Annotated in this window: 21 protein-coding genes and 4 tRNA genes; 7 read left to right on the top strand and 18 right to left on the bottom strand. The window is 43.2% G+C overall.

What is annotated here, in order from left to right; all coding sequences use genetic code 11:
- Window positions 1-299: 299 nt before the first annotated feature.
- The 4 genes from JU57_RS11735 to JU57_RS11750 all read right to left on the bottom strand — a co-directional run bounded on the left by JU57_RS11735 (window position 300) and on the right by JU57_RS11750 (window position 707).
- Window positions 300-387: transfer RNA gene (locus JU57_RS11735), tRNA-Ser, on the bottom strand.
- Window positions 388-421: 34 nt separating this feature from the next.
- Window positions 422-495: transfer RNA gene (locus JU57_RS11740), tRNA-Cys, on the bottom strand.
- A 21-nt stretch (window positions 496-516) separates the two neighbouring features.
- Window positions 517-603: transfer RNA gene (locus JU57_RS11745), tRNA-Leu, on the bottom strand.
- A 29-nt stretch (window positions 604-632) separates the two neighbouring features.
- A tRNA-Gly gene (locus JU57_RS11750) sits at window positions 633-707 on the bottom strand.
- A gap of 128 nt (window positions 708-835) precedes the next feature.
- On the opposite strand from JU57_RS11750, the gene ilvD reads away from it, so the two are divergent.
- Genes ilvD through JU57_RS11765 form a run of 3 tightly spaced genes read left to right on the top strand, consistent with a single transcriptional unit; the run spans window position 836 to window position 3,372 of the window.
- The gene (gene ilvD / locus JU57_RS11755) at window positions 836-2,518 is read left to right on the top strand and encodes a dihydroxy-acid dehydratase (RefSeq protein WP_037961329.1); all 1,683 of its coding nucleotides are present in this window, start codon (window positions 836-838) and stop codon (window positions 2,516-2,518) included.
- The gene (locus tag JU57_RS11760) at window positions 2,518-3,156 is read left to right on the top strand and encodes a MarC family protein (RefSeq protein ID WP_037961332.1); all 639 of its coding nucleotides are present in this window, start codon (window positions 2,518-2,520) and stop codon (window positions 3,154-3,156) included. Before ilvD ends, JU57_RS11760 begins: the two co-directional genes overlap by 1 nt.
- Before the next feature lie 9 nt (window positions 3,157-3,165).
- On the top strand, window positions 3,166-3,372 hold the full coding sequence (locus JU57_RS11765; RefSeq protein WP_037961334.1) for a hypothetical protein: 207 nt from the start codon (window positions 3,166-3,168) through the stop codon (window positions 3,370-3,372).
- 20 nt (window positions 3,373-3,392) lie between these two features.
- Here JU57_RS11765 and JU57_RS11770 read toward each other — a convergent pair whose 3' ends face one another.
- The 7 genes from JU57_RS11770 to JU57_RS11800 form a co-directional block, all read right to left on the bottom strand.
- Window positions 3,393-3,920 carry an FmdE family protein gene (locus JU57_RS11770; protein ID WP_037961338.1) on the bottom strand — a complete coding sequence of 176 codons (528 nt, stop codon included), beginning with the start codon at window positions 3,918-3,920 and terminating at the stop codon, window positions 3,393-3,395.
- Window positions 3,920-6,139 (bottom strand): TonB-dependent receptor, encoded by a 2,220-nt coding sequence (locus JU57_RS11775; RefSeq protein WP_294877278.1) that lies wholly within the window; start codon window positions 6,137-6,139, stop codon window positions 3,920-3,922. Before JU57_RS11775 ends, JU57_RS11770 begins: the two co-directional genes overlap by 1 nt.
- A 103-nt stretch (window positions 6,140-6,242) precedes the next feature.
- Window positions 6,243-7,082, bottom strand: a complete 840-nt coding sequence (locus JU57_RS11780; RefSeq protein WP_051906837.1) for an ABC transporter ATP-binding protein — start codon at window positions 7,080-7,082, stop codon at window positions 6,243-6,245.
- Window positions 7,079-8,119 (bottom strand): iron ABC transporter permease, encoded by a 1,041-nt coding sequence (locus tag JU57_RS11785; RefSeq protein ID WP_037961341.1) that lies wholly within the window; start codon window positions 8,117-8,119, stop codon window positions 7,079-7,081. Before JU57_RS11785 ends, JU57_RS11780 begins: the two co-directional genes overlap by 4 nt.
- Window positions 8,116-9,147, bottom strand: coding sequence for an ABC transporter substrate-binding protein (locus tag JU57_RS11790; RefSeq protein ID WP_037961343.1), 1,032 nt, complete (start codon window positions 9,145-9,147; stop codon window positions 8,116-8,118). Before JU57_RS11790 ends, JU57_RS11785 begins: the two co-directional genes overlap by 4 nt.
- Window positions 9,135-9,887: a class I SAM-dependent methyltransferase gene (locus JU57_RS11795; RefSeq protein WP_037961344.1), complete on the bottom strand. Its 753-nt coding sequence runs from the start codon at window positions 9,885-9,887 to the stop codon at window positions 9,135-9,137. The genes JU57_RS11790 and JU57_RS11795 overlap by 13 nt, the downstream gene beginning before the upstream one ends.
- 425 nt (window positions 9,888-10,312) lie before the next feature.
- Window positions 10,313-11,983 (bottom strand): methyl-accepting chemotaxis protein, encoded by a 1,671-nt coding sequence (locus JU57_RS11800; protein ID WP_037961346.1) that lies wholly within the window; start codon window positions 11,981-11,983, stop codon window positions 10,313-10,315.
- A 173-nt stretch (window positions 11,984-12,156) separates the two neighbouring features.
- Here JU57_RS11800 and galU point away from each other — a divergent pair, with 173 nt between their 5' ends.
- The 3 genes from galU to recJ all read left to right on the top strand — a co-directional run bounded on the left by galU (window position 12,157) and on the right by recJ (window position 16,393).
- Window positions 12,157-13,026 carry a UTP--glucose-1-phosphate uridylyltransferase GalU gene (galU, locus tag JU57_RS11805; protein WP_294877282.1) on the top strand — a complete coding sequence of 290 codons (870 nt, stop codon included), beginning with the start codon at window positions 12,157-12,159 and terminating at the stop codon, window positions 13,024-13,026.
- Window positions 13,027-13,176: 150 nt separating this feature from the next.
- On the top strand, window positions 13,177-14,817 hold the full coding sequence (locus JU57_RS11810; protein WP_037961348.1) for a CTP synthase: 1,641 nt from the start codon (window positions 13,177-13,179) through the stop codon (window positions 14,815-14,817).
- Complete coding sequence (gene recJ / locus JU57_RS11815; protein WP_294877285.1) at window positions 14,810-16,393, top strand: single-stranded-DNA-specific exonuclease RecJ; 1,584 nt, start codon at window positions 14,810-14,812, stop codon at window positions 16,391-16,393. Before JU57_RS11810 ends, recJ begins: the two co-directional genes overlap by 8 nt.
- Before the next feature lie 9 nt (window positions 16,394-16,402).
- Here the strand turns inward: recJ and JU57_RS11820 are convergent, their stop codons facing one another.
- The 3 genes from JU57_RS11820 to JU57_RS11830 are packed head-to-tail and all read right to left on the bottom strand — an operon-like array spanning window position 16,403 to window position 18,807.
- Window positions 16,403-17,062 (bottom strand): protein-L-isoaspartate(D-aspartate) O-methyltransferase, encoded by a 660-nt coding sequence (locus tag JU57_RS11820; RefSeq protein ID WP_037961351.1) that lies wholly within the window; start codon window positions 17,060-17,062, stop codon window positions 16,403-16,405.
- The gene (locus JU57_RS11825; RefSeq protein WP_037961354.1) at window positions 17,040-17,795 is read right to left on the bottom strand and encodes a carbon-nitrogen hydrolase family protein; all 756 of its coding nucleotides are present in this window, start codon (window positions 17,793-17,795) and stop codon (window positions 17,040-17,042) included. Before JU57_RS11825 ends, JU57_RS11820 begins: the two co-directional genes overlap by 23 nt.
- Window positions 17,785-18,807 carry a ribonucleotide-diphosphate reductase subunit beta gene (locus tag JU57_RS11830; protein WP_037961357.1) on the bottom strand — a complete coding sequence of 341 codons (1,023 nt, stop codon included), beginning with the start codon at window positions 18,805-18,807 and terminating at the stop codon, window positions 17,785-17,787. Before JU57_RS11830 ends, JU57_RS11825 begins: the two co-directional genes overlap by 11 nt.
- A 197-nt stretch (window positions 18,808-19,004) precedes the next feature.
- Between JU57_RS11830 and JU57_RS11835 the strand changes: the two genes are divergently transcribed.
- Window positions 19,005-20,354 (top strand): tetratricopeptide repeat-containing glycosyltransferase family protein, encoded by a 1,350-nt coding sequence (locus JU57_RS11835; protein WP_051906839.1) that lies wholly within the window; start codon window positions 19,005-19,007, stop codon window positions 20,352-20,354.
- Here the strand turns inward: JU57_RS11835 and JU57_RS11840 are convergent.
- From JU57_RS11840 to JU57_RS11850, 4 genes are all read right to left on the bottom strand, one after another.
- Window positions 20,335-21,024 (bottom strand): anaerobic ribonucleoside-triphosphate reductase activating protein, encoded by a 690-nt coding sequence (locus tag JU57_RS11840; RefSeq protein WP_294877307.1) that lies wholly within the window; start codon window positions 21,022-21,024, stop codon window positions 20,335-20,337. The genes JU57_RS11835 and JU57_RS11840 overlap by 20 nt on opposite strands.
- On the bottom strand, window positions 21,002-21,166 hold the full coding sequence (locus tag JU57_RS14155) for an anaerobic ribonucleoside-triphosphate reductase (RefSeq protein WP_025343313.1): 165 nt from the start codon (window positions 21,164-21,166) through the stop codon (window positions 21,002-21,004). The genes JU57_RS11840 and JU57_RS14155 overlap by 23 nt, the downstream gene beginning before the upstream one ends.
- Window positions 21,163-23,268 carry a ribonucleoside triphosphate reductase gene (locus JU57_RS11845; RefSeq protein ID WP_037961360.1) on the bottom strand — a complete coding sequence of 702 codons (2,106 nt, stop codon included), beginning with the start codon at window positions 23,266-23,268 and terminating at the stop codon, window positions 21,163-21,165. The genes JU57_RS14155 and JU57_RS11845 overlap by 4 nt, the downstream gene beginning before the upstream one ends.
- A gap of 206 nt (window positions 23,269-23,474) precedes the next feature.
- Window positions 23,475-24,176 carry an aspartate/glutamate racemase family protein gene (locus JU57_RS11850; protein WP_037961363.1) on the bottom strand — a complete coding sequence of 234 codons (702 nt, stop codon included), beginning with the start codon at window positions 24,174-24,176 and terminating at the stop codon, window positions 23,475-23,477.
- Between the last annotated feature and the right edge of the window lie 24 nt (window positions 24,177-24,200).

Here is a 24,200-nt window from a genome sequence, read left to right on the forward strand (position 1 = left end):
TTCTTGTTGTGCTTTTGTGTCCAGCTTTCTTGCATCTATTTTTTCATTTTTCATGAAAGAATTATAGCTAAAATTACCTTATATATTTATGTATTTATATGGTGGAGTAATAGTTTCTCTTGTGGAAGTCTATGAGGAAGAACATTATAAAATTCATGTTCTAGATCAGTAATTGCTATTAAAGTGCCATAAAATTTCTTATAAAATCTAGGTATTTTGTTGATTTTGTGGGGAGTATGTGGGATTAAAATTTTGATGTTTAGCTTAGAAGTCCGTAGTTTAGGGAGTTTAAGGATTGGTGGCCGGGAGAGAGGGATTTGAACCCCCGGAGGTATTACCCTCAACGGTTTTCAAGACCGCCGCATTAAGCCGCTCTGCCATCTCCCGACAGAAAGTTTGTAGATGATACATAATACAAAGGTGGAGGCGACACCCGGATTTGAACCGGGGATCAAGGCTTTGCAGGCCCATGCCTTACCGCTTGGCTATATCGCCACCGTATTCTCTATATCGAGGTGGTGCCCGGAGCCGGATTTGAACCGGCACACCCAAACGGGCGAGGGATTTTAAGTCCCTTGCGTCTACCAGTTTCGCCATCCGGGCAACGCGTTTCTTTTTAAGATTAAACTAAATGGAGCGGGAAACGAGGTTCGAACTCGCGACCCCGACCTTGGCAAGGTCGTGCTCTACCACTGAGCTATTCCCGCATCTAAAAAAGAGATGAGAGTATAGCAGTTTTTTTTCGTAATGTAAAGTGCTACTGGCTAAATTCTTTACATGTAAGCTTTTTTAGAGCGGTTTTGCTATAATCTAAGAAAATTTTTAAGGAAGATTGATGCGTAGTGATCAAGTCAAAAAAGGGTATAACCGAGCGCCACATCGAAGTCTATTTCGAGCAACAGGTTTAAAAGATGAAGACTTTAACAAACCATTTATTGGAGTAGCTAATTCCTATATTGATATTATCCCCGGTCACTTCTTTTTGCACGAATATGCCGTGATCATTAAAGATGAGATTCGCAAGAACGGTTGTGTGCCATTTGAATTCAACACCATTGGCGTAGATGACGGTATCGCGATGGGGCATGATGGGATGCTTTACTCGCTTCCAAGTCGTGAGTTGATCGCCAATTCGATTGAGACGATGATGAACGCGCATATGTTGGACGCGATGATTTGTATTCCCAACTGTGACAAAATTGTACCTGGTATGATTATGGGTGCGCTTCGTGTCAATGTTCCAACGGTTTTTGTGAGCGGTGGGCCGATGAAAAAAGGGTATACCAAAGAGGGAACACCGATTGATTTAACGACGGCATTTGAAGCGGTGGGAAAATTTGAAAAAAGTGACATGAACGAAGCAGAACTCAAAGACATTGAGTGCAATGCCTGTCCAAGTGGTGGATCATGTTCGGGTATGTTTACGGCTAATAGTATGAATACCTTAATGGAAGCGATGGGTATTGCCCTTCCGGGTAACGGCACGATTCCAGCTCTTACCCCTGAGCGTGAAGTGCTTTTACGCGCTGCTGCGAAACGTATTTGTGAGATTGCCATCGATGATCGCTTTAAACTTCGTAATATTTTGAATGAAAAAGCGGTACGCAATGCGTTTGCGGTTGATATGGCGATGGGTGGAAGCTCTAACACCGTTCTTCATATGTTAGCCATTGCTAAAGAAGCGGGCGTTAACTTTGCGATTAAAGATATTAATGAGATCAGCAAAAACGTTTCACATATAGCCAAAATTGCGCCTTCTCTTTCAACCGTTCATATGGAAGATATTAACCGTGCGGGTGGTGTAAGTGCAGTGATGAAAGAGGTCAGCAGACGGGATAATGGTATTTTACATTTAGATAATTTAACCGTGACAGGTGAAACCATTGGTGAGCGCATCGCCAATGCTGAGATCAAAGATACCGCAATTATTCACACGCTTGAAAATCCTTACTCCAAAGTGGGTGGACTTGCAATTTTGTTTGGTAACTTGGCTGAAAAAGGGTGTGTTATTAAAACGGCAGGTATCGTAGGGGGGCGTCAATTTATCGGTAAAGCGGTCTGTTTTGACTCACAGCAAGAAGCACTAGCAGGTATCGTCGGTGGAAAAGTTGCAAAAGGCGATGTTGTGGTTATTCGCTACGAAGGGCCTCGCGGAGGGCCTGGTATGCAAGAGATGCTCTCCCCTACGAGTTTAATCATGGGTATGGGATTGGGGGCTGATGTAGCACTCATCACCGACGGACGCTTTTCTGGCGCCACCAGAGGGCTTAGCATTGGTCACGTAAGCCCTGAGGCGGCTGAGGGTGGACTTATCGCTCTTGTGCAAGATGGTGACACCATTCAGATCGATGTGGATGCTTATACGATTGAAGCGTTGATTGATGAAGCAGAATTGGCACGTCGTAAAGCAGCCTTTAAACCTAAAGTGAAAACCATTCAAGGAAGTTGGTTGAAACAGTATCGCCAACTCGTTACCAATGCAAGTAGTGGTGCTGTACTTCGCACTGAAGAGGCGTAATGGCGGATTTTTTTAATTTATTACTCCAACATACCATCACGATGATGGCGATTGTGGATCCTTTGGGAGTGAGTGCAATTATGCTCTCACTTCTGCCTCAAAGTACGACCAAAGAGCATATCAATAAAATTGCTGCTAAAGCCACAATGACGATCATCGTGGCTTTCTTTGTTGTCCTTTTAACAGGTAATTTTTTGCTTAATCTGTTTGGCATTGAAATTGATTCACTCAAAGTGATGGGCGGCATTATCTTACTCTTAACAGCGATTAAAATGGTGCAAGGCTCAATGGAGTCGAAAAACCAAACCGAAGAAGAGCGCGAAGAAGCGATCAAAAATGATGAATTCTCTGTGATTCCGCTGGGTGTGCCTATTACCTTTGGACCTGGTATTTTTGCAACGATCATTATTTTACGTGGTCATAGTGAAGGCGTTGCTTCGATTGCAGCGTTAGTCATAGCCTATCTTATTGTGGCGCTCAGTGTTTATCTTGCCTTTAAAAACAGCATTTACATTCGTCATTACCTTGGCATTACGGGGCAAAAGATCGTGAGTCGTTTGATGGGACTCATTGTGGGAGCCATTGCGGTGCAGTTTATTGTCGGTGGTGTGAGTGTGTTGGCAAAACATTACATGTAAGGATTTTTCATGAACCAAGGCGGTTGGAGCTGTCCGCATGATGTGGAAGGCGTTTGTGACATTATTCACAAAGAGTGTGATCCGGGAGATCGTGGATGCGTACTGTACGGGAAAGCGAAATTTGCCTGTGAAGATTCACCTTCGAATGAAGCCTTTGAAAAACGGATGGAGCGCAAAATGCGCGAAATGTTAGGCGAGAGCCCAAAAGGCTCCTAACACCTAAGATTTTCTATCGCTTACCAGCCACGCGAGTACGCTCTTGCACACTCAAGACAGACTGTTTTGCCCTCTTCTAATCGCATTTTATGTTCAGGCGCACTCTCACCGCATTTTTCACAGACAACAGAGGTAAACATGCGTGCTTGTTCTGGAAGTTCAAAGGAAGGCTCTTTAAGATCAAAAAGCTCATCCAGTGGCGCACTTAAAATGTGCTCTTGGAGTTGTTGGCGTTCAAAGTTTGGATTGAGCGGTCGTTTGAAAACGATGCGTCCTTTTTTGCCATTTTTGCGATCAAAAAAGCTGAAAGCCTGTTTGCCCGTATCTTTGTAGATGAGATTGCCTTTTCCCATGCTGCATCCAAGAAGCACTTGAATGGCATCAACACCACACGCATCATTTTCTGTGACACAGACCAACTCTTCATCTTGACTAAATCCAACCATTCCAAGCCACGTGTGTGCCGCCTCTGCTGCCCTAAAGCCAATCGCGAGTCCTGGGCACGCATGCCCGTGAAATGCGATACATTTTTCCCATAAGTGTTGCATTAGAAATGTACCCCCATTGTTAGCATAATGGTGCGTGGTGCACCTTGGTAATAACTGGCTGCGCCATCCATCGTATCGTCTGAAGCGTTGATCACTGAAATATACTTCTTATTAAAGATATTATTGATTTCAAGGGCTACTTTAAGCTTTGCCTTGTCGTAAAAGTTTTTTTGCGTATTGACAATTTGTCCATCAAATAACCAACACGCATCTCCTTTATTATTGTTAGTGGCATCCCCATACCGTTCACCCAAATAACGCGCTGTAGGGATGATCTCAAAGGGACCCACTTTATAGATAAGACCTGTGCGTGCCATCCATTTAGGAGTATCCACGATTTGATTGTCTTTTGTAGCCATGGTTGCCCCTAGATACGTAATGTCTTCATCGTAGGTAAAGTGGCTATACGTTGGATTGACAAAGAGGATTAGGGAATCACTCATATAAACATTCATCTCTGTTTCGAGCCCATAACTGGTCGCTTTTCCGATGTTTTGTTGGTAATTGATAGGCTTACCTCCTGAAAGCACCCTGCTATCGGAAATAGTGGTTAAAAGATCTTTGTGCTTGCCATAAAAGAGTGTAGGAGAAATCTCAAAGAGATCTGCTTTGTAACGAATTCCTACATCAAAGTTATCGGATTTTTCAATGCCATAACCATCAAAAAGGTCTTGCGCAGTTACACCTGCTGCTTGAAACTGCGTGCGATAGGTGTTGCAAGTTGTCATGAGGGGCATATAAGAGTAAGGGCGGATAAAGTTTTTGCCATAATTGGCATAGAGTTGCCACGACGCATCCACATCGTAAGAGGCTCCAAGCGTTGGGAGGACAATGGTGTAATCCGTGGCATCTCGATCCAAATCAGAAGCACGCTCCAACGCATACGTTGTGCTGTTGGTGGTGTAGCCTAAGCTGTCTGAGTCTTCAAACTTGAAGTATTTGACGCCACCTTGCCAGTTAAAATCTCCCTGTTTTCCTGAAACTTTCATATACGGTGTGTTAATATACGTCGTTCCCGATGTTCCCACAACGCCATAGCCACGATATGAAAGACCTGAGCTTGTGATCGCATAGTTTTGGGTGGAGATGTCCATAGAGGAGTTTTCATAGTGGTAGCCTAAGACGGTTTTTATATCACCAAATGTAGCCTCAATTTCACTTAAAATGCCATAGCGCTCTATATCGCGCGTACGTTTTTGAATGCGGCCTCCATTGGAAGTCACCCCTTGATCAATTTGCGTATCTTCCGATGAATAGTACGGTTTGAGATTGAGGGCAAACGTGTCGTCAAGGTGGTACGTTATAACCGATAAAAAATCATCGTTTTTGTAGGTACCTTTGTTGTAATCATAATAGTAAATATCTTTGGATGCAACACCGCTTAAGGCGCTATTGTAATCTGTTTTATAGTTTGAAGAGAGGTTACCATTGCTGATTTGGCTATAGGTGAGTGGACGGTAGAGATGCTGTTCTTGATCATTGTGGTTGTACCAGAGTTTAATCGTTGCCTTATCGCCTAAGGGTTGAACCAATGAAACATTTCCATTGACACGAGGTCCTAGTTCGCCCTCCCCTCGAAATTTATCCGCCTCTGCATACGAAAGGGATCCCGAAAAACGTGTGCCACTTTCATTGAGGATGCCACTATCAAGTCTAAAATAGCTTTTAGTGTAGTCATTACTGCCAATGCTTTGGGTGACGTCAAATCCAAACTCTTTTTCCGCCCACCTTGGATGCAAGGTAATGGCACCACCACGAGAGCCAACGCCTGTGCCAATATCTGCAGGAACACCGCCTTTATAGACGGAGATCGATTCCATATTTTCCATATCGTAAAGATAATTTCTAGGCCCTATGGGATTGCCTCCATAATTGGGCACACCTTCAACGCTGAGTGCGCCCATAGAGCTTTTAACCCCTCGCACGCGCACACTGCTTTGCTCGATGGCAAGTCCACTGCTATCAGGTGTCTCTACACTGATGCCTGGCAAAAGACCAATCGCTTCGTAGACGTTTGTGGTTGCTTTTGTGCCTTGAAGCTCCATTCCTTTTTGCGTCACTTCGCTGCCTGTGTAGACGGTTTCATTCGCCTGCATCGTTGGCGTTATCAGCCTATCCGCCTCGATTTCGATTTTTTCAAGTTCAACAGCGTGAAGTGAAACGACAACCAAACCGATTGCCATATAAGGTGAAAGCGATGTTTTTTGAAAAGGTATCACGATAGCACTCCTAAATAATCAGTAATTTTAATAAATAATTCGTATTACTATAGAGTTTTTAAGCTGTAATACAAATTAATTTTTATTAATATTTACAATAGATTTATTGATTATTCTGATAGGTTGAAAAGCGCATGGAAGGTTTTGTTTTCAAGGTATGAGAGTGTTTGTGAGGCGTCTCATCGTGCATATGCCCATAGTAGACAAAGGTGTGTCCCTCTTTTACATGTAAGCTTGCTTCGACATCAAAAAGCTCTTGAATCATCGATTCACTTAGGGTTTTTGTGGGAACATGATGCAGAATTTTTCCCTGTTTGAGCAGTACCAGTGCATCGGTGTAGTGGATTGCATGTTGGATGTCATGCAAAACGATGAGCGTTATCAGCCCTTTTTCACGGGTAACATGACGCACGGCAGAGAGCATTTCCAACTGATTCTTAGGATCAAGGTGGGAGATAGGCTCATCTAAGAGGAGAATTTTGGGCTCTTGCAACAGCGCACTTGCGATCAAGACTTTTTGCCTTTCACCTCCACTGAGTGTCTCAATTTTCTCGTCCAATAGAGGCGCGAGTTCAAAATGCTCAACGATGGTTTCAATTTTTTCTTTATCGCTCTTGCTGAGTCGCATCCCACTGTAAACCCGTCTGCCAAGTTCCAACACTTCTAACACCGTTGCATGGGAAGGTGCATTGAACTGTGAGAGATACGCGATATGTGAAGCCAGTGCTTTGGCGTCCAAACTGCTCAGATCTAACGCTCCGAGTGTGATGCTCAGCGCAGGGCTTCGTAAAATGCCTGCAACATGTTTTAACAGTGTGCTTTTGCCCGCACCGTTTGGTCCGATGAGTCCTAAAACTTCATTAGGAAAGGCTTCAAGTGTGATATTCTCAAGTAAATGACGTTTTTTAACTTGAAAATTAAGATGGTCGATGCAGAGGTTCATCGTATGTTTCCTTGGCTGACAAGCAGGTAAAGCAGTAAAGGCGCTCCAATAAATGACGTAAGAATTCCCACTGGCAATAATGAAGGGTACAGGAGCATCCTCGCTGCCAAATCTGCTCCTAAAAGTAATAATCCACCGCACAGTGCCGAGAGTGGAATTAATGCGCCATGCGCACTTCCAAGCATCAGACGCACCATATGCGGAGCAATCAAACCGATGAAGCCAATAATGCCAAAAAATGCAACGGCAATAGCCGTACACAGTGCGGAGAGAAGAAGTACCAAAGGGCGAAACGTACGTGCATTCACGCCTTTATTAAAGGCACTTTCATCGCCAAAAGCAAGGGCGTCAAATTTCCAATGTACCATTCCTAAAAAAAGAAGCGATGGTAAAAGAATCGCACCCATCAGCCAAAGATTCAGTGTGGTGGCTTTGCTAAGATCTCCAAATGTCCAAAACAGGGTTGCTGCGGCATTAATTTCGGTTGTAAAATACTGCAAAAACATCGTTCCTGCATGAAACAGTGAGCCCAAACCCACGCCTGCTAAAATAAGCGAACTGGGGCTCATGCCTACTTTTTTACCAATCCAGACGATCATCAAGGTACAGAGCATACTTGCGCCAAAAGCGAAAAGAACGATGTTGAATTTTGCCACTAACGGGTTAGTAAAACTCTCTGGATGAGCGACAATGATGGCAAATGTCGCTCCAAATCCAGCGGCTTGCGAAATGCCTAAGGTAAAAGGAGAGGCAAGAGGATTGCGCAAAATGCCTTGCATTGCAGCACCTGAGAGTCCTAAAAGCATCCCCACCAAGAGCGCCGCTAAGGCTCTTGGAAGTCGGATGGAGGTAACGATCATCGAAAAGCTATCGGTCGTAGTTCCTAGCGTGAAAAGTCTGGCGGTATCGGCTAAAACAAAACTTCCAGCACCACTGATGAGCGTTGCCCATGTAAGCACGATAATGCCCATCAGTAAGAAACTTCCTAAAAGAAAGCGCTTACGTGCTCGTGCGCGGTACGCTTTTGTAACGCTCATGGTTGATTCAAATGGTAAGGAAGTTTGGCAAGCAATGCGTCTGCTTTTTCGCCGTAAAACGCGCTGAAAATCTCGTTTGCTTTAGCATTCATCTCCACAGGCGCTCCAAGTGCATGGGCTACTTGCCATGCAATGACAAAGAGATTTTCGATATTGGTGCTGTAGTAGTTGTACCCAATCACCTCTTTGACATTTCTTTTTCGATACGCTTGAAGGCTATCAAACAGAGGTTTTTTCTCCGCATACTCCTTCTCAACGTTTGCTTTACCAAAAAGATCGATAAAAATAATCTCTGGATCAGCTTTTAAAAGGGCTTCCAATTCGATAAATTGATGACCTTTGGCATCGGAGTGTGCAAAAACACTGTTTTTAAGTCCAAGGAGTTCAAAGGGAGGGTAATTGGCTTCCGTACTCGTCATTCCCTGCGAGCCTTTGTAACCGATGCCTCCCACATAGAGTGTTTGAGGGCTTAGTTTCAACGCTGCAAGCGCTTTCTCCTCCTTGTGCATAAACGCGGTCAATGTTTGGGCACGCTCTTGGGTGTGCGTCACCTCTCCTAGTAAAAGGAGCGATGCTTTAATCTCCTCAAGATTTTTTTGGCTGGTTCCGCCATAAGAGGCACCATAACTCACGGCAAGAACGGGAATAGCGGTTTTAGAAGTAATGAGATCAATCTGATTTTGATCAACAAACGAAGTGATGATCAGATCGGGTTTTAGCTGTATCAAGGCTTCAAGATCAGGCATTTTCCCAGGACCTCCTGGTCCTATTAGGGGCAGTTTAGCGATCTTCTCTTGCCCTAAAAATGTACGATAAGGAGAAAGGGCGGATACATCGTTTTCTGTTTTTTCGATGCCAACAAGACGCTCTTCAAGCCCCAAATAAACACCCAAACGCAAGGCACCAGGCCCTAAAAAAACCAATGTGGAAGCACGGTTGATTTCAACATGACGACCCAGCATATCGGTATACGTTTGGGCACAAAGGCTGCTTAAGAAGATGAGGGTGCAAAGGATTATTTTTTCCATGAGATGAGTTCAACTCCTATCGTTGTTTCAAATGTGATGGTATTGTCGTGATGAAGCGGTTCCAAAAGGTCTTGGATGCACTCCAATTGTGGAGGTGTTTGATTGATCTCAAGATGCCATAAAACAGAAGCCAATGCTTCTGCGTATGGCTTTACATGTAAACGGGTTTCTTCGATGTATTCGCGCTCATAATCAATCGTGTGCTCATGCAGCCATGCTTTAAGGTTTTCTGCACCAGGAGGTGCTTTCAAAGGCAAATCATGGGCTTGAAAGATGGGGTCTAAGAGTGTTGACTCACGCTTTCCTGCCCAACCAAGATAGATACAGTGTTCCTTTGCAAGATCATGAAATTTTTGAAAATCCGCATCACTTCGTAATGCAGGTGACATGGAACAAAAAAGAATCTCAAATGGTTTGGGTGCTTCAAACGCTTCCCATGTTTTACATGTAAGCGTGAGTTTGGGAAGAAGGTCTGCTTGTTTGGCATCTTCGCTTAAGAGTGCAAGCATTTCACGGGAGAAATCAAGCGCGTTTACATGTAACGCTTCTTGGGCGATGTGAAGTGTGTAAATACCCGTGCCACAGCCAACATCTAAAACGTTTTTGGTCGTAAAGTGAATACCCCGTTCGGCGATTTTAGAGAGAATTTGCTTTTGAAAGCGATGGTCTGGGTCTGAAAAGCGTCCGTACTGCGAAGCTTTTTTATCCCACATCTGTGGCTGAGAGGCTTGAGTGAACATTTTTTATGCCTTTGTGTAATAAGACGAAGTTAATATTTTTATTATCTTAGCAGTAAAAGTTTAAAGCATAACTGAAGAGGGAGGATGGTTCTTGCCTACAGGCAAAAACCATTAAAGTGCATCAAAAAAGAGGTTTTGAGTGTATTAAAATGATTGAGATTGTGCCAAATATACAAAACCTAGAGCAAATAAAACAGCGTTAAGAAGTGTCATCACTAATCCAACTTTTGCAACGTTTAACTTTTTCATCGTTATAACTCCTTTTTTATATTTTCGGAATTATACGTATATAAACTTAATATTAAGTAAAATAACTAAAAATATTTTTAATTATTGAAAATTGGTAACCTTTCTACACTTCAATTTGAATGAAAATAGCTTAATTAACTATATAAATTAAGCTATATATAAGTAAATAAGCATGGTTACGCTTTGGGTTTGTAGCCTATTCTAAAACCACCCCAATGGCGCCCTTTGACGTAAATGGGGATCGAAATATCGTGCATAACATCGCCATTTTCCCGTCGATAGGTTTGAAGCAGCACACGCTTTTCATGGTTCGCGCCTCTAACACCACTGTCGGTAAAGATGCGCTTGGAGCGGTTGGCAAAGAGATCTTTTTCATAATTGCCACTCAGCGGTGCACGTGCGTTGTGGGTGGAGATATAGCCTGATGAGTGCATGGCGACGGCATAAAAAAGCGTTTGCGCATTCTCTTTCATTAAGGTATCGACAATGTCGGGGAAGGTTTGGTCGGTAAACGCATCGTATGCGGTGGTGTATTTTTGAGGATTGGTATTGGGAATAGGCTTAAAACGGGTATCGAAAATGGCTTCAAGGGTGAGTTTCCCACTCTCAATGGCATTTTCAAAAAGCGCTTCCACACGTGTTTTGGCATTTAAGCAACGTTGATACATTTTTTCATGGTATTCATCCATCGCAAAGGCACTGAGCTTTTCATGGGCTTCTTCTGCTCCTGAGATGATGGCTTGGGTTTGACCTGAGATGGTTTTCATCTCTTTTGTGCCTGATTCTAATTGTTCACTGATTTTTGAGATCATCTCTTTGATGGAAAGCAGTTGATCGCTGTTGTAATGAGAGCTTTGTGCAATGGCATCGATTTGGTGTTCTATCTTTTCAGCGTTACTGATAAAATGTTTGATTTCATCGCCTACATGTTGCACCGTGTGGGTGGCTCGTTCTATTTCATCACGCAAGGTTTCAATGCTCGTAAAAACATCGTTGGTATCGTGCTGAATTTGTTTGACAATAATGGTCACTTCACTGGTGGATTTTGAGGTGCGCTCTGCTAGATTGCGCACTTCATCGGCCACAACAGCAAAACCACGCCCATGTTCCCCTGCGCGTGCTGCTTCAATGGCGGCATTGAGGGCTAAAAGATTGGTTTGGTCGGCAATATCGTCAATGACCGTTGTCACATTTTGAATGGTGATCGATTTTTCTTTCAGCTCATTGACTTTAGATGAAGCATCTGTCGATTGGGTATTGATACGCTTCATATGGATGATAATATCGTTGAGTTCCGCAATGCTTTGTTGGCTCTCTTTCATGGAGAGCTTTGCAAACGAAGATGCCTCTTGTGCGTTAGAGCTGACTAAATGCACGTGTTCAAAAATATTTTGGGTTGAGTTTGAGATTTCTGCAATGGAGTGAGCTTTCTCTTCAAGCTTCTTCGACATCGCATCAATGGAATACATGAGTTGTGCCGTTGCAATGGAATTTTTACCCGCACTTTGTGAGTAGTTCTCACTCAAATAGGTTAGAAGTGTTATAAGCTTATAAATTCTAGGAAACAGTGTGCTCAGCAACGTGTTCTGTTCGGTTACATGTAAAAACTTTTTTTGGTACTCCTCGCGTACAGTTTTATCCCTTGCATCCAAGTTGCAAAGCAGTTCAAGGGCGTTAGAAAGGGGTTGGATGATGATGGTAGCGAACATAATGATAAGTACGCCCAAAGAGATCACTGCCAGAAATGCAACCCAAAAAGGCTCTGCTACAAGCCATGCCACAAGAAAAAGTGCGATGCCTAAGACGATCATAACTGCGCTGATTTTGAAAAAGTAACGTTGAAGCATGGTGCCCCTTGGAATGAAATGAAGATGTATGAGCGTAACATATTTAAATGACAAAAGTATAAAAATACTCAAGAGTCGAAAAAAAATGGCTTTAAGTGTTTAGATTTGCTACTCATGGAAAAAAGAGCAAAATTAAGCTAAAATTTCACATTTAAAACCTCAGGAGCGATACAGTGTCGAGTATCTCAAAATACAGTAAAATTAATAGTTTAAAATCCGTCAAAAAATGCCTTTTCCCAGCAGCTGGTTATGGAACACGCTTTTTACCTGCCACCAAAGCGATGCCAAAAGAGATGTTGCCGGTTCTTACCAAGCCTTTGATTCAGTATGGTGTTGAAGAAGCCGTGAGTGCAGGCATCGATACGATGGCGATTGTTACGGGTCGTGGTAAACGAGCGATAGAAGACCACTTTGATGTGAGTTACGAGCTAGAGCACCAAATCAAAGGAACCTCCAAAGAGAGTTACCTGACTGAAATTAGAAATTTGATTGATAATTGTACCTTTAGTTACACGAGACAAGTCGAGATGAAAGGTTTGGGTCATGCGATCTTAACCGGTAAAACACTCATCGGTGATGAACCCTTTGCGGTTATTTTGGCGGATGACTTATGCGACAATAACGATGAAGACCCTGTTTTGAAACAGATGGTTGAAGTGTATGAAAAATACCGCTGTTGCGTTGTTGCCATTGAAGAAGTGCCTAAAGAAGAGACGAATAAATACGGTGTCATTGATGGTAAAATTGTCGATGGCAATGAGTCCGTGCTTCGTGTCTCCAACATGGTTGAGAAACCAGACCCCAAAGATGCGCCAACCAATTTAGCGATCATTGGTCGTTACATTTTAACGCCCGATATTTTTGATGTGATTGAAAACACCAAACCGGGCAAAGGTGGCGAAATTCAGATCACGGATGCACTTTTGGAACTCGCACATCAGGGCAAAGTAATCGCGTATAAATTCCAAGGAAGACGCTTTGATTGTGGTTCTATCGAGGGCTTTGTGGAAGCGACCAATTACTTCCACGATAAAGCAAAATAACGCTTTTTTAATCTTTACATGTAAGCCTCTTGACCCCATAAGAAGAGGCTTTTCGCTTCGATTCACTTTTCTTCACCGCTTAAGAATAAACCCTTTATTAGCTTACATTCGTTATAATCAAGGCATTAAATAATAATGAGGCGGAAGAGTATGTCCAATCACGAAACGAAGTATATTTTCATAACCGGAGGCGTTTTAAGCTCACTTGGTAAAGGCATAGCAGCGGCGAGTATCTCCACACTTTTAAAAAATGTTGGCTTTAAAGTCAGCATTCTCAAAGCAGATCCTTACATCAACGTCGATCCAGGAACGATGAGTCCACTGGAGCACGGCGAGGTTTTTGTCACCGATGATGGCGCAGAGACGGATCTTGATCTTGGGCATTATGAGCGTTTCCTCGATGAAAATCTTACCCAAGCCAACAACTTTACCACAGGGCGTGTTTATTCTGCGGTCATTGAAAAAGAGCGCAGAGGCGATTACCTTGGTAAAACCATTCAAGTCATTCCTCACATTGTCGATGAGATCGCCAATCGCATCAAAGAAGCGGGTCGCGGTCAAGATATTTTGATCGTTGAGATCGGTGGAACCGTGGGCGACATTGAAGGGCTTCCCTTTTTAGAGGCGATTCGCTCCCTCAAAAGTGAGCTAGGAAAACGCAGAGCGATGAACATTCATCTCACCCTTGTGCCTTTCATTAAAGCCGCAGGCGAGCTTAAAACCAAACCAACCCAACACTCCGTCCAAGAGCTTCGCCGTATCGGTATCACGCCCGATATGTTGATCTGTCGCTCTGAATACCCCCTTCCCAAAGAGCTGAAAAACAAACTGGCATTTTCGTGTGGTGTTGAGCGTAATTCCGTCATTGAATGTCTGGACGCTACGACCATTTATCAAGTGCCCCTTAGTTTTCTCAAAGAGAACATTTTAGCACCGATTTCAGAAGCACTGAATTTGGGTGATCTTACACCGCACATGGATGAGTGGGATATTTTGGTCAAACGTGTCATAGCACCTCGTGATGAGCTGATGATCGCCTTTGTTGGCAAATACCTTGATCTCAAAGAGTCGTACAAATCACTCACCGAATCGTTGATTCACGCAGGGGCAAATCTCAATGCCAAAGTGAAAATTCGCTGGGTTGATTCGGAGATGATCGAAGAAAAAGGGTGCGAAGAGATACTCTCCGATGTTGATGGCATTTTGGTTGCAGGTGGTTTTGGCGAGCGTGGTGTTGTGGGTAAAATGGCGTCCATTCGTTATGCAAGGGAACACAACATTCCTTACCTTGGAATCTGCCTTGGCATGCAGCTTGCGATGATCGAATTTGCACGCAATGTTCTGCACATCGAAGACGCCAATTCAGCAGAATTTGATGCTACATGTAAAAATCCTATTATCTATTTAATCGACTCATTTATGGACGCAAGCGGTCAAAAACAGCTTCGTACGTTCCAAAGTCCCTTAGGTGGCACGATGCGTTTGGGTGGTTATGAGTGCGAAACCAAAGAGGGTTCACTGCTCAGATCCGTTTATGATGGCGCTAAAGTGATTCGTGAGCGTCACCGTCACCGCTATGAAGCCAACCCTGCGTACCGTGAAGCATTTGAAAAAGCGGGTCTTATCGTCAGTGGCGAGAGCGAAGGCTTGATTGAAGCGGTAGAACTTAAAGGGCATCCATGGTTTTTGGGCGTTCAATTTCACCCTGAGTTTACCTCACGTTTAACAAACCCAAACAAAACTATTTTAGGTTTTGCGAAAGCGGCTTTGTTACAACGTCAAAATGGCTAGTTTGCTGACCAAAGAGGAGATAAAACGGATTCTTCAAAGCAGGTTCGAGAATGACGAGTGTACCCGTCTTAACGAGATTCCTAAGCCCTCCTCTTTAAAAGATATTGCGCGTGCCTCCAAACGCATTGTTCACGCTATGCAAAATCATGAACGCATTGCGATTGTAGGCGATTACGATGTGGATGGCGTGATCTCTTCGGTGATTTTAAGCCAATTTTTCGATGATTTGGGTGTGGATTACTCGTTGATTATCCCCAACCGTTTTACCGATGGGTATGGCCTCAATCCAGATATTGTTGCCAAACTGGATGTGCATGTGATTATCACCGTTGATAACGGCATCTCAGCGATTGAAGCGGCACACATTTGTAAAGAACAAGGGATTGATCTTATCATCACCGATCATCACAGTGTCCCTTCCATCTTGCCCGATGCGTACGCGATTGTTAACCCTAAGCAAGACGATTGTGCGTTTCCGCATTGTGAAATTTGTGGTGCGCAAGTAGCGTGGTACTTGGTCGCAGCGCTTAAAGAAGAACTGGGCGTTGAGTATGATCTCTCCAGCTTTTTAGACCTGCTCTGCATCGCCATTATGGCCGATATGATGGCACTGGTTGGCATGAACCGCGTGATGGTCAAAAAAGGGATAGTCGAGCTTAACCGCTCCAAACGTGCCGCCTTTGAAGCGATCAAGCAGTATTTTGGTAAAGCAACCTTGGAAGGTGATGATATTTCATTTTTGATAGCCCCTCTGATTAACAGCTCGGGGCGTATGGAAGATGCGATTTTTTCCTATGAATTTTTGAAATCCAAAAATGTGAATGACGCACTGGTTAAACTCGATTACATCGTCTCATTGAATGAAGCGCGTAAAGAAGAAGAACGACTTTTATTTGAAGCCACGCTTCCGTACGTCAAAGAGGGTGAAAATATCATCGTGGCGTGGGGTGAAGAGTGGCATGAGGGTATCGTCGGGATCGTCGCCTCACGGCTTTCTAAACGCTTCAAAAAGCCTGCGATTGTCTTTTCAATTCGCGATGAGAGGGCCAAAGGGAGTGCGAGAGGTATTGGTGATGTCGATATTTTAGAGCTGATTCGTTCCCAAGAGGCGATATTGCTAGGCTACGGTGGGCATAAAGGAGCGGCAGGCGTTTCGATTGAGATCAAACATCTGGAGCAATTTCGTGCCAATTTAGAGCAAGCATCAAGCCTCTTAAACAAAGAAGCGTTGGAAGCGGATAATGATCTTTTAGGTGAAATCACTGCGGATCAGATCGATTTTGAATTATTGGAAATTTTAGAAAACCAAGAGCCTTACGGGCAAAAGAACCCAAAACCGAGCTTTTTACTGCGCAATATCGCGGTGAAAGTCGATCGTTTGATTGGCAAAGATGGGCAACATTTGAAGCTTATTTTGCAAGAGGGAAGTAACGCGCTCGAAGCGCTATTTTTCAATTACGATATGAAAGCCAAACAAGGCGATCACATCGACATTCTCTTTACTGTTTCGCGCAATGACTATCGAGGGCTTGTGACGCCTCAGCTTCTTATCAAGCAGATCGTGAAAAAATATTAGAAAAATGTACTAAAACTCACGACCATCTTTAACCGGTACAAAGAGACAATCGCCGATTGTCTCTTTTCGTATGCCCTCTTGCGTTTTAATATATCGGGTAATAATCTGTTTATCCCCTTTTTCAATCGGTGCGACCAAAATCCCCCCTACTTTCAACTGTTCAAAGAGTTTTTGGGGCACCTCAGGCGTTGAGGCTGAAAATAAAATGCGATCATACGGCGCAAATTCTCTCCACCCATTTTGCCCGTCGTCAAAGCGGGTGTGAATGTTGGAAATGCCCAAGAGTTTAAAACGCTCACGTGCCTCTTTCAGCAGGCGCTCAATGCGCTCAATCGTAAAGACTCTGCGAATAATTTTACTGAGAATCAGCGCTTGATACCCACTACCACAGCCGATCTCCAAAACACTGTCTGCACCTTTACATGTGAGCGCTTCGGTCATTTTAGCAACCGTCAAAGGCGAGCTGATCCATTGGTTTGCAGCCAGCGGCAGAGCGTCGAGTTTATAAGCGTGCATGCTCATACCTTGTGGCACAAACAGCTCACGCTCACTCTGGCAAAACGCATCATACACGTTGGGGCTGATGGGACATATTTTGGCGATTTCATCTGCCATTTTTTTATGTTTTTGAAAACTTATTTTCTCTTTAAAGTGAGCCGTTTGCGGCATTATGGTTTAATCCTATGTCAAGGTATCGTCGCATTTTTTTGATCTCGTTCGTATCAAAAGAGTGCAGTATCTCAGTAGCGCTATCATCACTCGTTACCTCGCCAAAGGGGGTGATAATCGCACTGCCTTTTGCCATACTCTCATCCGCTCCATTGGCACACAGCACATAGGCTTGATTGGCAATGGCGAGTGCGGTCGTGAGTATCTCAAAGTGCTTTTTGCGAAGCGTGCCCCAGTAGGCTGGGACTAAAATAAGATCTGCCCCTTTGATCTGCTCCCACAGTTTGGGAAAGCGAAGTTCAAAGCAGATAAGTACAGCAATTTTTATTCCATCCACGTCGATGATGCCAATCTTTTCAGCGTTTCCTGCTTGAAAATAGTGCTCCTCTTTGCCTAGTGTGAATAACTTTGATTTTGCGCGCGAGAAGAGCAACGCTCCGTGATGAAACAGTTTGAAGTTGTTCACATAACCAGCCTCTGTTTTTTCAATTAAGGTGAGACCAACTGTTTTACATGCAGAAAGTTTTGCAAGGGTTGGAAGTATGGCAGCAGAAAATTCTGCCGCTTCTTTCATTTTATCGTAGCTATAGGCGCTTAGACAGAGCTCCGGCGCTAACGCGATGCACTTCTTTGGTGTTTGCTCGAGAAGTGCTTGCAAGGTTGCAAAATTCTCCTCAAAGCTTCGGCCTTCATAGGCAAATTGTAAAGCGCAGAGCATCGGTTTAGAAGTCATCGAACGTCAGACTTCCTTTGCTGTAGTTGGAGACATTGCCTTCAAAAAAGTTGGTTTTTTGGTCGTTAAATTTTGAGAAGTCATCGACCCATTTGATTGGATGTTTGGCGTTATAAAGCTTTTCAAAACCCACAGCGGTTAAACGGTCATCAATGAGGTAGTGAATGTAGGTCTCGATGATGTCATCGGTAAAGCCCATAATTTGATTTTGGGTGATGTATTTTCCCCACTCAATTTCAAGATCGCCTGCTTTTTGGAACATATCGTACACTTTGGCTTTGAGTTCTGTGGTGAAAAGCTCTGGTCGCTCTTTTTGAACCGAGTTAATCATGTTTTGAAAGATCAGAAGATGCGTAATTTCATCGCGTTGAATAAAACGAATCATCTGCGCACTGCCAAGCATTCTTCCAGCACGTGCAAGCGCGTAAATAGCGGTAAAACCAGAGTAAAAATAAATTCCTTCTAAAATTTGGTTGGCAAACATCGCCAGCACGAGTTTTTCATCGGTGACATCACCTGCAAGCTCTTCGTACACACTGGAAATATAGTCATTTTTACGACGCAACACTTCATCGTGTTTTTCCATCTCGTAAATCAAATCGGTGTTGTCACAAATAGCTTCGACCATCACAGCATACGATTTAGAGTGGTTCGCCTCTTCATAGGATTGGCGAGAAAGACATGCGTTAATTTCGGGCGCGGTAATGTAAGGGTTAATGTTATCGGTTAAGTTGTTGGTTTGAAAACTGTCCATGCTGATAAGCTGTGACCACACCAGATCGTACATCCGTTTTTCGGCATCGGTGAGGTTGCGGTTGTAGTCGATGACATCTTTGGTGGTATCGACCTCTTTGGGAAACCAGGTATTGGCCTCCATCATGTCCCAAAGTTTGAGTGCCCATGTGTATTTTGCTTTGGTAAAATTTAAAATTCCGTGTGGATTTCCGCCAAAGACTCTGCGATCATTGATGCTCTCATCTGAGTTTGGGTTGTAGATTTTCTTGCGCTCCATTGCCATTCCTAATACGTTAATCTAAGAACTATTTTATCGAAAATTTCTTAATTCTATGGGCAGTGGAGGGTTTAGTTGGCTCACATCAAACTGATTTTGTTGCTCTTTTGTTGCTTTTACATGTAAATCATTTTAAAGATGCTAAACTCCCATAAATACAGTTTTTTAACGCACTTTTTGGGAGAAAGTCACACACGATGAAACAACACGCAAAGCCGCATAACGAGGAAATGGATGCTTTATGGCAACAAGCGCTAAAACTTCATAAACTTTCACACGACGATGAAGCTCAAAAACTGTATGAAAAACTCTTAGCCATTCAGCCGCATGCGCACGCTTATTACAATTTAGGCACGATTTTTCAAAAACAAGAGAAGCTTGTTGAAGCCATCGAAATGTATGAAAAAGCCATTCTCTCGCATCTGAATCATCCCAATGTTTATTACAATTTAGGCGTTATGTTTAAAGTCCAAAACAGACGCGAAGAGGCGGCAGAACTCTACGAAAAAACCATCGCTCTGCGTCCAGATCATGCCAATGCCTACACCAACTTGGGCAATATTCGCAAAGATCAAAACAGGCTTGAAGAGGCGATGGCGCTTTATGAAAAAGCCATTGCCTTGAATCCCGATAATACTAATGCGCTTTTGAATAAATCACTCATTCTTTTGGCAAGAGGTGATTTTTTGGAAGGATTTGCGCTGTATGAAAAACGAAGAACTCTCAGAGCATTTTCAAAGCCTGCTTGGAAGGGGGAGGAATCGTTGGAGGGTAAAACCCTTTTGATTTATACTGAGCAAGGCTTTGGCGATACGATTCAGTTTTGCAGGTACATCGAAAGGGTCGCAAAACTTGGCTGTGCGATTATCTTTGAAGTCGCCAAGCCACTGTTGCCACTGATGCGTCAATTAAGCGGTGTTTCTTGTTTTTTGGAAAAAGGTGAAGCTTTACCGCCGTTTGATCTCCATTGCTCACTTTTAAGCCTTCCTTTTGCATTTAAAACCACGTTGGAGCGTATTCCTTCAAAGCAGGGTTATTTGGTCGCCGATCCTCAAAAAATTGCTAATTGGCAGAAACGATTGGGTGGGTTGAAGCCCAAAGTTGGGTTAGCTTGGAGTGGTAGTGAAACCAATAAAGGTGATGCCTATCGAAGCATTCCCTTGGAAACATTGCTTCCCCATCTTCCCGAAGCTTTTGAGTATGTTTGCTTGCAAAAAGAGGTACGACAAACTGATCACGCTGCTTTAGCAAATTCTTCGATCCATTTTTTTGGAGAAACCCTGCATGATTTTAGCGATACCGCAGCACTGTGTGCTCTGATGAATCTCGTGGTAAGTGTCGATACGAGTGTTGCGCATTTAGCCGCAGCTTTGGGTCAAAAAACTGTAGTGCTTTTGCCGTTTGCCCCCGATTGGAGGTGGATGCTTGAGCGAAATGATAGCCCTTGGTATCCTACGGTTCAGCTTTTAAGGCAAGATGACATGGAAGATTGGGAAAGTGTGCTCCAAAAGCTCAACCCAATACTGCTTAATTTCGAAAGGCAATAGGGATAAGATTTAAAAGCTCTGTTTGATCAAAAGTGCGTGTGGGTGGAGCTGTATGCGCCATCGTTTCGTTTACATGTAAATAATTTTGGAGGTAATAAGTGCCTTGATAGCCCTTTACATGTAAATCTTTAATGATCGCATTGATGTCAGTGGGTGTCAGCAGATCTGGGTGCAGTGTGGTGCGTACTTCAAATGGAAATGAGCGTTGAATTAGCATGCTCAGACTCTGTTCAAAGCGCTCAAAATGGCGGTGATGCGTTAAGGTTTCATACTGCTGTTTGGGAGCTTTGTAATCAAGGGCGATGTAGTCCACCAGCTTTTTCTCGATTAAACGCTCTAGTAGCTCTGGATAGGTGCCGTTGGTGTCGATTTTGATCTTATAGCCTAAGGCTTTAATCGCTTCGCAAAAAGGCTCAAGATGTGGGTAGAGCGTACATTCGCCGCCACTTAAAACCACACCATCCAGACGACCTTGGCGCGATTGTAAAAAGTGTAGGGCATATTCGAGGTCAATCGTGCCATTTTCGCGTACGATACGAGGATTGTAGCAATACGGACATGCCATATTGCACTTGGCAAACCAAAAGATCGACGCTAGATGATGGGGATAATCCAGCGTCGTAAATTTGGTAATGCTGTGGATTGCCTTATCGGCAAGAGCATTTTTCAACAAATTGAATGCGCTCCCGATGTTCGCCTGTTTTACCAACATTAAAACTCTCTACGGGTCTGTGGTAGCCCATAACACGGGTATAAACGATACATTTAGTACGTTTTTCTTTTAACTTCTCTAAAATTTCGGTTTGACTCACGATACTTCTCCTTTTTTGAATTGTTCGACGAGTTCTTCGTCGCATTTCGGGCAAAATTCATGCTCACCACTGATGTAGCCATGCTTCTCACACACCGAAAAAACCGGTGTGATCGTAAGGTATGGCATACGGTAGTTGGTGATTACGTTTTTAACCAACTTTTTGCACGCTTCACTGGAACTAATGCGCTCTTTCATGTAAAGATGCAGAACGGTTCCGCCTGTGTAGGAGCATTGAAGGTCATCTTGGAGATCCAATGCCTCAAAAGGATCATCGGTAAAATTCGCAGGAAGTTGAGAGGAGTTGGTGTAGTAGACATTTTTTCCCGATCCTGCTTGGATGATCTCAGGGTAGCGTTTTTTATCTTCTTTGGCAAAACGGTACGTTGTTCCCTCTGCCGGAGTGGCTTCAAGATTGTAGAGATTTCCCGTCTCTTCTTGATAGGTGACCATTTTGTTGCGCACAAATTCTAAGATTTCGTGAGCAAATTCCATTCCATACTCATCGGCAATGGTATGTTTGTCATCGGTAAAATTGCGAATCATCTCGTTGATACCGTTGACTCCAATGGTCGAGAAATGGCTGTTAAACCCTGGCAAATAACGCGCCGTATACGGGTAAAGCCCACGGTTGTACATCTCTTGCACAAAGACGCGCTTCTTTTCTAACGTTGATTTGGCAAGATCCATCAGGTATTCAAATCGCTCCATCAACTCTTTTTTATTGCCTTTATAGAGGTACCCAAGACGCGCCATATTTAAGGTCACAACACCAATACTTCCTGTCATCTCCGCACTTCCAAAAAGTCCACCACCGCGTTTTAACAGCTCTCTAAGATCGAGTTGCAACCGACAACACATCGAGCGCACATGTCCAGGTTTGTAAGCTTTTGGGTTTTCAACGAGTTTTCCCTCAGCATCTCTAACGTATTGGCTTCCTATGAAGTTTTGAAAGTAGGAAGAGCCTATTTTGGCGGTATTTTCAAAAAGAAGTTCGGTGTTTTCTCCATCCCAATCAAAATCTTCGGTAATATTAACGGTCGGAATCGGGAAGGTAAAGGGTTGACCCGTTTTATCGCCCTCGGTCATCACTTCATAGTACGCTTTGTTGATCTGATTCATCTCTTTTTGGAAATGTTTATAAGTCATCGCTTCGAGTGAATTCACACCGCGTTTTTTTGCCTCTTCAAGGAGTTCCGCATCGTTGATCTCTTTAAACAGATGGCGTTGACTTGAGGTTGGGATTTGATCGGCTAAATCGGTTGGAACGGTCCAATCAATCGTAATATTGGTAAACGGGCTTTGTCCCCAACGCGCAGGAACATTGAGATTGTAAATAAAGCTGCGAATTGCTTTTTTGATCTCTTTGAAGGAAATTTTATCTTTAAACGCGTATGGCGCTAGGTAGGTATCGAACGAGCTAAATGCTTGTGCCCCTGCCCATTCACTTTGTAAGATGCCTAAAAAGTTTGCCATCTGACCGAGTGCTTCTCTAAAGTGCATCGGAGGTCGACTCTCTACGCGACCGCGAACACCATTAAAGCCTTCATCCAGTAAAACTCTTAGGCTCCAACCGGCACAATACGCCGTTAAACAATCCAAATCATGGATATGGTAGTCGCCATTTCGGTGCGCTAAACCCTCTTCTTTGGAGTAAATTTTATCAAGCCAGTAGTTAGCGATGACTTTGCCTGCAGTGTTGTTCACAAGGCCCGCATTGGAGTAGCCGGTGTTGGAGTTTGCTTTAATTCTCCAGTCACTTTTGCCAATGTACTCTTCAATCGTTTGGCTAGAATTCACATACGTCGTATCTTCATTCAGTCCGTAAATGTGCTCGCGTTGCATCTTGTGCGTATGTCGGTAGAGAATGAATGAGCGCATTACATCAAAATAACGAGATTTGTAAAGCTCTTGTTCGATCATATCTTGGAAGTCTTCGACCGCTGCTACCCGTTTCTTCTCGATTCGCTTTTGAATCTCTTTAAAAATGCTTTCATCGTACGTGACACCTTCACTTTTAAAGGCCTTTTTGATAGCGTCTTCGATCTTATAGGGCTGAAATTCTTCGGTGGTACCGTCGCGTTTGAGAACTTTGGTTAGCATGGTTATCCTAGATTTAAAAGTAGAGAAGATTATAGTAAGTATAAAATTTAAAGAAACTTAATAATTAACCTGAAACACTTATGTCACAGGTGATAAGTAAAGCTTTTTTAATTAGTTTTATTAACGTGTATAGTCCCTAATTAAAGGGATTAATCTTAACTTTATGCTTTAAAATATTAAAATTTAAAATTAATTTTTATTATAAGTTATAATCTGCCAAGTGCGCGCTTGAGCGCTGCGTTTACATGTAAAACAGTTGTATCAAATAGCGGTAAATGAGCGCTTTTTTGATCCAGTAAAAGACCAATTTCTGTGCATCCTAAAATCACTGCATCGATCTGTTCATCATGACATTTAAGCTCATTGATGATCTTTAAAAATATCTCTTTGGAGGCTGTTTCAATTTTACCAATACAAAGCTCTTCAAAAATGATGCGATTGATCTTCTCAATTGACGTAACATCGGGGATAACCACATCAATTTGATGAGCATTTAAAACCTCTGTGTAAAACATCTCTTGCATCGTAAACTTGGTTCCAAGCAAAATAGCTTTACGCGCACCTTGTGCATGCAGCGCGTTTGCAGTTGCTTCTGCTATGTGTAAAAAAGGTGTTTTGACATGCGGTGTGATAAGTGGAAGGATTTTGTGCATTGTATTGGTGCAGAGGAGTATAAAATCTACTCCTGCGCGTTCCAGTGAAAGTGCTGCTTCTTGGAGGATCTCAGCAGCCTCTTTCCATTTTTCTTCGCTTTGAAAGCGTGCAATCGGTGCAAAATCAACGGAATGAAGGATGATCTTAGCACTATGCAGTCCCCCCAGTTTTGTTTTTACACCCTCGTTTAAAAGTGTGTAATAACTCTGTGTGGACTCCCAACTCATGCCACCGATCAATCCTATTGTTTTCATTTTTAACCTTTACATGTAAAGCGT

Source organism: Sulfurospirillum sp. SCADC (assembly GCF_000743525.1).
GTDB lineage: Bacteria > Campylobacterota > Campylobacteria > Campylobacterales > Sulfurospirillaceae > Sulfurospirillum.